Raw genomic sequence first — 7,866 nt, forward strand, 5'->3', positions numbered from 1 at the left:
GGTCAGAAGCTTGGTCGCCCGGTCCTGACGTTTGGTCTGTTCAAACAGAGCCGGTGTCTCGTCAATGAACCGGGTCGTGTAATTGTTTGCCCGGAAGTCATCATGATCGATGATGTTTTCCAGAAACACCAGGTTTGTCGCAACGCCGCGGATCCGGAATTCCCGCAAGGCGCGATCCATGCGTTTGCGCGCATCTTCGGCTGTTGGCGCCCAGGCGGTGACCTTCTCCAGAAGCGGATCGTAAAAACGGGTAATCACCGCGCCGGAATAGGCTGTGCCGCCATCCAGCCGGATACCGAAGCCCGTGGCGCCGCGGTATGCGGTGATACGGCCATAGTCCGGAATGAAATTCTGCTCCGGATCTTCCGTGGTGATGCGGCACTGCAGCGCATGACCGTTAAGGCGAATGCTTTCCTGCGCCGGGACACCGCTTTCCGGTGCGCCGATTTTCGCACCATCGGCAATATGGATCTGCGCCTGAACGATATCGATACCAGTGACTTCTTCAGTCACCGTATGCTCCACCTGAACACGAGGATTGACTTCAATGAAGTAAACGGCACCCGTGTCGGCATCCATCAGGAACTCGACCGTGCCGGCGCCGCGGTAATCAACCGCCCGGCCGATCTTCAGGCCGTATTCACACAGCTCGTTGCGCTTGATTTCATCGAGATAAGGTGCAGGCGCCCGCTCGACCACTTTCTGGTGGCGGCGCTGGATCGAACAATCCCGCTCGAACAGATGCACGACATTTTCACCGTCGCCCAGGATCTGCACTTCGACGTGACGCGCGCGCTGAACCAGCTTTTCCAGATAGATCTCGTCCTTGCCGAAGGCAGCCATGGCTTCACGTTTGGCTGCCAGGACTTCCTTTTCCAGCGTGGCTTCGTCCGGAATCACCCGCATGCCGCGCCCGCCGCCACCCCAGGAGGCCTTCAGCATCACCGGATAACCGATTTCCAGCGCCTGGCGCTTGATCTCGTTCATATCGTCCGGCAGCGGATCGGTCGCCGGCATGACCGGAACCCCCGCCTCGATTGCCAGGTTCCGGGCGGCGACCTTGTTGCCGAGACGGCGCATGGTTTCGGATTTGGGACCGATAAACGTGATCCCCGCCGTTTCACAGGCATCCACGAATTCGGGACTTTCGGACAGAAGTCCGTATCCTGGGTGGATCGCATCCGCACCGGCGTGTTTGGCAACACGGATAATCTCGTCAATGGACAGATAGGCTTCGATCGGGCCCAGGCCTTTACCGACCTGATAGGCTTCATCCGCTTTGAAACGGTGCAGCGCCAGTTTGTCCTGTTCTGCATAGATAGCGACGGTCTTCAGACCGAGCTCATTGGCTGCCCGGAACACCCGGATCGCAATTTCGGACCTGTTTGCAACGAGAATTTTTGTTATCGCCAAACGCCCTTCCTCCTAATTTTACGCAAAAGCGGAGCTGATTTCGGCAAGATTTCTACTTTGGTCGGAGGCACTTGAAAAGGGGCAGAAATGATGTCCTTTTTTTTACCGATAAAAATATTTTGCGGCTGCACCCGTAACTCCCGGAAATAGAACACTTATTTGCCACAATTCGGCTTTGGCGCTCGGGTTCGAAAAAATTTGCAGCGCAGCAATTTTCGCCGGTTTCGAACTTCAAAACTGGAAAATTGCCTCTTTTTGGCAACTTGACCCGGATTGGGACAGACCGATTAACGCACCTTGAAAGCTGCATTTCGGCCCTGCTATTCCGAACGGACCAATTAGACGACCGGTCCGCGATACCCACTATATCTTGTAAGAACAAAGCTGAAACACTTTTGAATCACCGATTCGTCCGGGATTCGTTCTCCGTGTGTTCAAAGGTTAATCGCCGGGCGACAACTACGAACTCAGCAATTTTTCCAAAATTAAGCATTGACACGGAATCGGCTCTGATCGGCGCCGTTTCGGGAAAACGACTCAAGCTGTTGACCAGATTCACGATTTCGTGGCTCTCACGCCAACAAGAACCACATCTTGTATGGAACAAATCCTGAATCTCAAAGAGTCAGCGATTCGGTTTCGGTTTGTTCCAGAGTCGTTCTCCACAGATAATTTTCACTCGAAATTTCCGGCACTTCCGTCCAAAAGAAATAGCGACACAACCGGTCTGCCTGTGCTAGACACGCGACACTAGATATAGGCAATCAGCCAAGGATACAGGCTCAAAGCCGAAAGAAAGCCAGTCACAACCAATTCCATGTCCCGCCTTCAAACTCTGCCGCTGCCTCCGTCGGCCCGGTCCCGCACTGTGACGGCAGTTCTTGGACCGACCAATACCGGAAAGACCCATCTCGCGATCGAACGCATGCTGGCGCAACCCTCCGGCCTGATCGGTCTGCCGTTGCGCCTGCTCGCCCGCGAGGTTTATGGGCGCATCGCCGATCGCGCCGGCCCCGAAACCGTTGCCCTGATCACCGGCGAAGAAAAGATCATTCCGGAGAATCCACGTTTCTGGGTATCCACTGTCGAAGCGATGCCGCTCGACCTGAACACGGAATTCGTTGCGATTGATGAAGTTCAACTTGCGGGCAATCTTGATCGCGGCCATGTCTTCACCGACCGTATCCTCAACCTGCGCGGCAGATCGGAAACTCTGCTCCTCGGAGCAGCCACGGTCAGGCCGCTGCTGGAAAAACTTATTCCCGGCCTGAATGTGGTGACCCGTCCGCGCATGTCGGTTCTGGAATATGCCGGATCGAAAAAAGTCTCCAGGCTGCCCGCACGCTCCGCTGTCGTCGCCTTCTCCGCCGACGAAGTCTATTCCATCGCGGAACTGATCCGGCGTCAGCGCGGTGGTGCAGCCGTTGTGCTTGGCTCACTCAGCCCACGCACTCGCAATGCCCAGGTCGAGCTCTTTCAAAATGGTGACGTCGATCATCTCGTTGCCACCGACGCTATCGGCATGGGACTGAACCTTGATGTCCATCACATCGCCTTTGCCGGCAACCGCAAATATGACGGTTATCAGTATCGCCAGCTGACCCCGTCCGAGATGGGCCAGATCGCGGGCCGTGCCGGAAGACATACCAAGGACGGCACGTTTGGAGTGACCGGCCGGGTCGATCCTCTGGATGATGATCTCGTCGAACAGATCGAAAGCCATCACTTCGACAGCCTGAAAGTGCTGCAATGGCGCAACAGTTCACTGGATTTTTCATCGGTTGGATCCTTGCGCCGGAGCCTCGATACAGTCCCCCAGGAGCAAGGTCTCGCAAGGGCACCGACGAGTGATGATGTCACAGCTCTTGAACATTTGTTGCGCGACAGCGCAATATCTGACATGGCAAAGGGTGAAAAATCAGTCGAATTGCTATGGGACGTATGCCAAGTACCTGACTATCGTAAGATCGCCCCGGCGAACCACGCAGAGTTGTTGAACACCATCTACACCCATCTGAGGCAGGACAATTACATCGCGGATGACTGGTTCACCCGTCAATTGGCCTTCGCAGACCGCACAGATGGTGATATCGACACACTCGCGAACCGGATTGCACATATCCGGACCTGGACTTATGTCGCAAATCGCCCTGACTGGCTGGCCGATCCGGCTCACTGGCAGGGAGAGACACGCGACATAGAAGACAAACTATCTGACGCCCTTCACGAGCGACTGACACAGCGCTTCGTGGATCGGCGGACAAGTGTATTGATGCGACGTTTGAGAGAGAACGCAATGCTGGAAGCGGAAATTACATCGAGCGGCGATGTGCTCGTGGAAGGTCAGCACATCGGGAATCTGCTTGGCTTCCGGTTTGCCCCTGATGCGGCGGCAGAAGGACCGGACGGCAAGACTGTTCGTGCGGCCGCACAGAAAGCCCTGACAACTGAAATCGAATCCCGTGCGGAAAAGCTGAGCAAGTCGGAAAATAGCGACTTTGTGCTGACGTCGGACGGAGCCATCCGCTGGCGAGGTGAGCCGGTGGCCAAGCTGACGGCCGGCGAAGAAGTTCTGGCGCCAACCGTAATTTTGCTTGCAGATGAACATCTGACCGGCACGGCCAGGGATACGGTTCAGGGTCGCCTGGACCTTTGGGTCAAGGCACAGATCGAGACCTTGCTGAAGCCGTTGACCGATCTGAAGTCAGGCGAAGGACTGGAAGGCCTTTCAAGAGGCATCGCATTCCGCATCGTTGAGGGGCTCGGCATTCTTGAGCGTCAGGACGCTGCTGACGAAATCCGTCAACTGGATCAGGACATGCGTGCAAGCCTGCGCAAACATGGCGTACGCTTCGGTGCCTACACAATATTCGTTCCGGCATTGCTGAAACCGGCCCCGAGTCAGCTTCTGGCACAACTCTGGGCTCTCAAGCACGGTTCACTCGACATGAACGGCATGGCGGAGCTGCCGCAGCTTTCCGCATCCGGACGTACGTCTATCCCGGTCGACGAAAGCATCGACAAAGCACTTTACAAGGTTGTCGGCTTCCGCGTTTGCGGGCCGCGCGCCGTGCGCGTGGATATTCTGGAACGGCTGGCAGATCTCATCCGTCCGCTGATCGCATGGAAACCTCTGGACGCTGAAGTTTCTCCACCTGAAGGCGCAATCGAGCAAGGCGGGGGTTTCACCGTAACTGTTGCCATGACGTCATTGCTTGGCTGTGCTGGTGAGGATTTTTCCGCTGTCTTGAAATCTCTTGGCTACCGCCTTGAGACCAAGGAAGTGCAACGCACCGTGGCAGCAAAGCCCGCTGAAACGCAGGAGGAAGTCGCAGCTTCGGAAACTTCCGGCGAGCAGGCAGAAACCGCTTCGAGTGCCACTCAGTCTGAAGCGGCAACCGCTGCAGAAGCAACCTCGGCACCGGAAACAGCGGCCTTGACCGAAGACGTGGCAGTCGTGGACGCACCGGCTGAAGCTGACACATCGGCTTCAGAAGAAACGCCAGCTCCGGATGTCACCGCTGAATCCGAACAGGCAGTCGTCGAAACCACGTCGGATGAAATCGCATCGGTTGAAGCTGCCTCTGAAGCAACTGCGAAGCCGGATGACGCTGAAGCGTCCGGCGAAACAGAGCTGGAAACCGTCACGATTGAAATCTGGCGCCCGGGACGGCACGATCGGCGTCCGAGGGGCCGGCAGGACCAGCGCCGGGGCGACAACCGCAAGAACCAGGGCCCACGGGGCGGACAAGGCGAAAAACGTCACGGCAAGGGCGGCGGCAAAGGTGGTCCAAACCGCAATCGCGGCGGCCACTCCCACGGTCAGAGAGGCTTCGATGGTGGTAACCGGCGCGGCAACGCTCCCAAGGACAAGCCGATTGATCCGAACTCGCCTTTCGCAGCTCTCATGGCGCTGAAGGCGGATATGGACAGCAAGGACAAGAAGTAATTTCTGCTTCTGAAACACCTTCCGCAGGCGGCACACTGCGCATCGACAAGTGGCTCTGGTACGCCAGGGTCACAAAATCCCGATCCCTGGCTCAAAAATTGGCAACCTCGGGCCATGTCAGGGTCAACAAAGACAAGATTTCTTCAGCAAGCAAGGCAATCAAGACCGGCGACGTTCTGACCATTGGCCTGGAGCGGCGTATTCTGGTGCTTAAGATCCTTGCCCTTGGAACGCGCAGGGGCCCTTATGAGGAAGCCCGCACCCTTTACGAGGATCTTTCGCCTCCCCCACCCCCCAAGGAAGCTCCGCCTCCCTTGCCGCCGGGTCAGAGGGAGGCTGGTTCGGGTCGGCCGACCAAGCGGGACAGGCGTAAAATGGACGCTTTTCGTCGGGACGACTGAAGCAAAATCCCGAAACTGCAGCAAAAACAGAATAACATTCTCTTGTAGGCCCGGATTGCGTCATCCTGTGCGCTTGCGCGCAAACGCCAAAAACGATACCCAACAGCGAACAGAGAATTTGGCCGTGCGCCTCTGCAAGGAACGTGCTGCACGAAAATAACCGCCGGATGAAAAGCTGAGCAGCGTCATTCACTCTCAGGCAGCTGGCACGAAGCGAGGATACGATGACCTACGTCGTCACAGACAACTGCATCAAATGCAAATACACCGATTGTGTGGAAGTCTGCCCGGTGGATTGTTTCTACGAAGGCGAAAACTTTCTCGTCATCAATCCGGACGAATGTATTGATTGCGGCGTTTGCGAGCCGGAGTGCCCGGCAGAAGCCATTCTTCCCGACACCGAACCTGGGCTTGAAAAGTGGATCGAGGTCAACGCCGAGTATTCAGAGAAATGGCCTAACATTACAGAGAAGAAAGATCCTATGCCGGAAGCTGAAGAGTATGACGGCAAAGAAAACAAATTCGAAAAGTTCTTTTCTCCGAATCCGGCATCCTGATTCGCAACTCTATGCTTGCGTCAGACTGACGCAAGCGGAACCTTTGTATTAAGTGATTGCGATTTCTTGTAGAATTTGGACACTTGCACCCTAATTCGTGCAGGTGCGGTGTGGTGTTTTCGCACCGCAAAAGCACGCCGCTTTAATTTTCCACAAAAGTATGTTACAAGTATGGGGATAGTCGCCAACCATGAGAACAACCCCCAAAACGGAGTCTTGAAAACGTGTTCCGGTTCCTTTGATCCCGGACAACGTAAGATCCCGGCAGGTTCTATGTCAGAACAAGGTTCTAATGTGGAAATTGGCGACTGACCAGCCCTGACACGCCGCATATCAACAGGCGTTCCACATCGGATCGCTCGTCGGGCTTCGTGTCGCATAAAAACAGGTGACCGCAATGCGGTTTACCGCGGTCCGAATGGACCGAATAACTGCGCAGGAGAGAATACGAGTATGGCAACGAACACCAAAAAGACCGCGCAGCGTCAAGGTTTCAAGACTGGTGAGTACATCGTGTACCCGGCCCACGGCGTCGGTCAGATTACCGCCATTGAAGAGCAGAATGTTGCGGGTCACTCTTTGGAGTTGCTCGTTATCGTTTTTGAACAGGACAAGATGACCCTCCGGGTCCCGGTCGCCAAGATCGCATCCGTCGGCATGCGCAAACTCGGTGATCCGGCAGCTGTTAAGAAGGCACTGGAAACCGTTCAGGGTCGCCCACGTGTCAAACGCACCATGTGGAGCCGTCGCGCTCAGGAATATGAGGCAAAGATCAATTCCGGCGACCTGATTGCAATTTCGGAAGTTGTACGTGACCTCTATCGGTCCGATAGCCAGCCGGAGCAGTCTTATTCCGAGCGTCAGCTTTACGAAGCGGCTCTTGACCGCATGGCCCGCGAAATCGCGGCAGTCAACAAATGTTCTGAAACTGAAGCAGTCAAGCAGATCGAACAGAACCTCGCCAAGTCCCCGAGCCGGATCAAGGCGGCAGCTGCTGCTGAAGTTGATACTGACGAAGATGACGACAAGGAAGAAGCTGCTTAATCTCAGGCGGTTTCTCTTAATCACATCGAACTTGAAGGGCCTGGATTGAATCCGGGCCCTTTTTTATATTTCCAATACATTAAATGACGTTCACTTCACAAAGAAGTGCACAAAATATGCCCCTGCGGCAGGCTGAAGTGATCTAACCTAGTCTCTGGCACGTAATTCTACCGATAACATATCGGAGCGTTAGGACATGTCCCAGACTGAAAAACGTCAACTGGTTCAGGTAGCGATGAAAGCCCCCTACCTCACGCGTGAGGAGGAGCGGGAGCTCGCGATCCGTTGGCGTGAACAAAGGGATGAGAAAGCACTCGAGAAACTGTCACTGTCGCACATGCGGCTGGTGATTGCTGTTGCCTCACGGTTCCGGAATTTCGGATTAAACCTCGGGGACCTGATTCAGGAAGGTCATGTCGGACTTCTGGAAGCGGCCGCAAGGTTTGAACCGGCGCGCGAAGTCCGGTTCTCGACCTATGCAACATGGTGGATCCGCGCCTCG

At 55.5% G+C, this 7,866-nt stretch carries 6 protein-coding genes; 5 read left to right on the forward strand and 1 reads right to left on the reverse strand.

Going from position 1 to position 7,866, the window contains the following annotated elements; genetic code table 11:
- The coding region (locus K5905_RS21895) for a biotin carboxylase N-terminal domain-containing protein (RefSeq protein ID WP_297587736.1) at nucleotides 1–1,413 on the reverse strand (1,413 nt) is incomplete at its 3' end.
- A gap of 817 nt (nucleotides 1,414–2,230) precedes the next feature.
- Between K5905_RS21895 and K5905_RS21900 the strand changes: the two genes are divergently transcribed.
- From K5905_RS21900 to K5905_RS21920, 5 genes are all read left to right on the forward strand, one after another.
- Entirely contained in the window at nucleotides 2,231–5,362 is a 3,132-nt protein-coding gene (locus tag K5905_RS21900; RefSeq protein WP_297587738.1) for a helicase-related protein, read from the forward strand.
- A 35-nt stretch (nucleotides 5,363–5,397) separates the two neighbouring features.
- Complete coding sequence (locus K5905_RS21905; protein ID WP_297587751.1) at nucleotides 5,398–5,763, forward strand: RNA-binding S4 domain-containing protein; 366 nt, start codon at nucleotides 5,398–5,400, stop codon at nucleotides 5,761–5,763.
- Nucleotides 5,764–5,987: 224 nt separating this feature from the next.
- Nucleotides 5,988–6,320, forward strand: a complete 333-nt coding sequence (gene fdxA, locus K5905_RS21910; RefSeq protein ID WP_297587742.1) for a ferredoxin FdxA — start codon at nucleotides 5,988–5,990, stop codon at nucleotides 6,318–6,320.
- A gap of 453 nt (nucleotides 6,321–6,773) precedes the next feature.
- Nucleotides 6,774–7,364, forward strand: a complete 591-nt coding sequence (locus K5905_RS21915; RefSeq protein ID WP_297587745.1) for a CarD family transcriptional regulator — start codon at nucleotides 6,774–6,776, stop codon at nucleotides 7,362–7,364.
- Nucleotides 7,365–7,560: 196 nt separating this feature from the next.
- Nucleotides 7,561–7,866 (forward strand): sigma-70 family RNA polymerase sigma factor (locus K5905_RS21920; protein ID WP_297587748.1); only part of this gene is annotated, 306 nt, incomplete at its 3' end.

Source organism: Roseibium sp. (genome assembly GCF_025698965.1).
GTDB lineage: Bacteria > Pseudomonadota > Alphaproteobacteria > Rhizobiales > Stappiaceae > Roseibium.

Excerpts from the sequence above, each read along its gene's own strand:
- K5905_RS21900 (WP_297587738.1), top strand. The coding sequence starts at position 2,231 with ATGTCCCGCCTTCAAACTCTGCCGCTGCCTCCGTCGGCCCGGTCCCGC.
- fdxA (WP_297587742.1), top strand. The coding sequence starts at position 5,988 with ATGACCTACGTCGTCACAGACAACTGCATCAAATGCAAATACACCGAT.
- K5905_RS21915 (WP_297587745.1), top strand. The coding sequence starts at position 6,774 with ATGGCAACGAACACCAAAAAGACCGCGCAGCGTCAAGGTTTCAAGACT.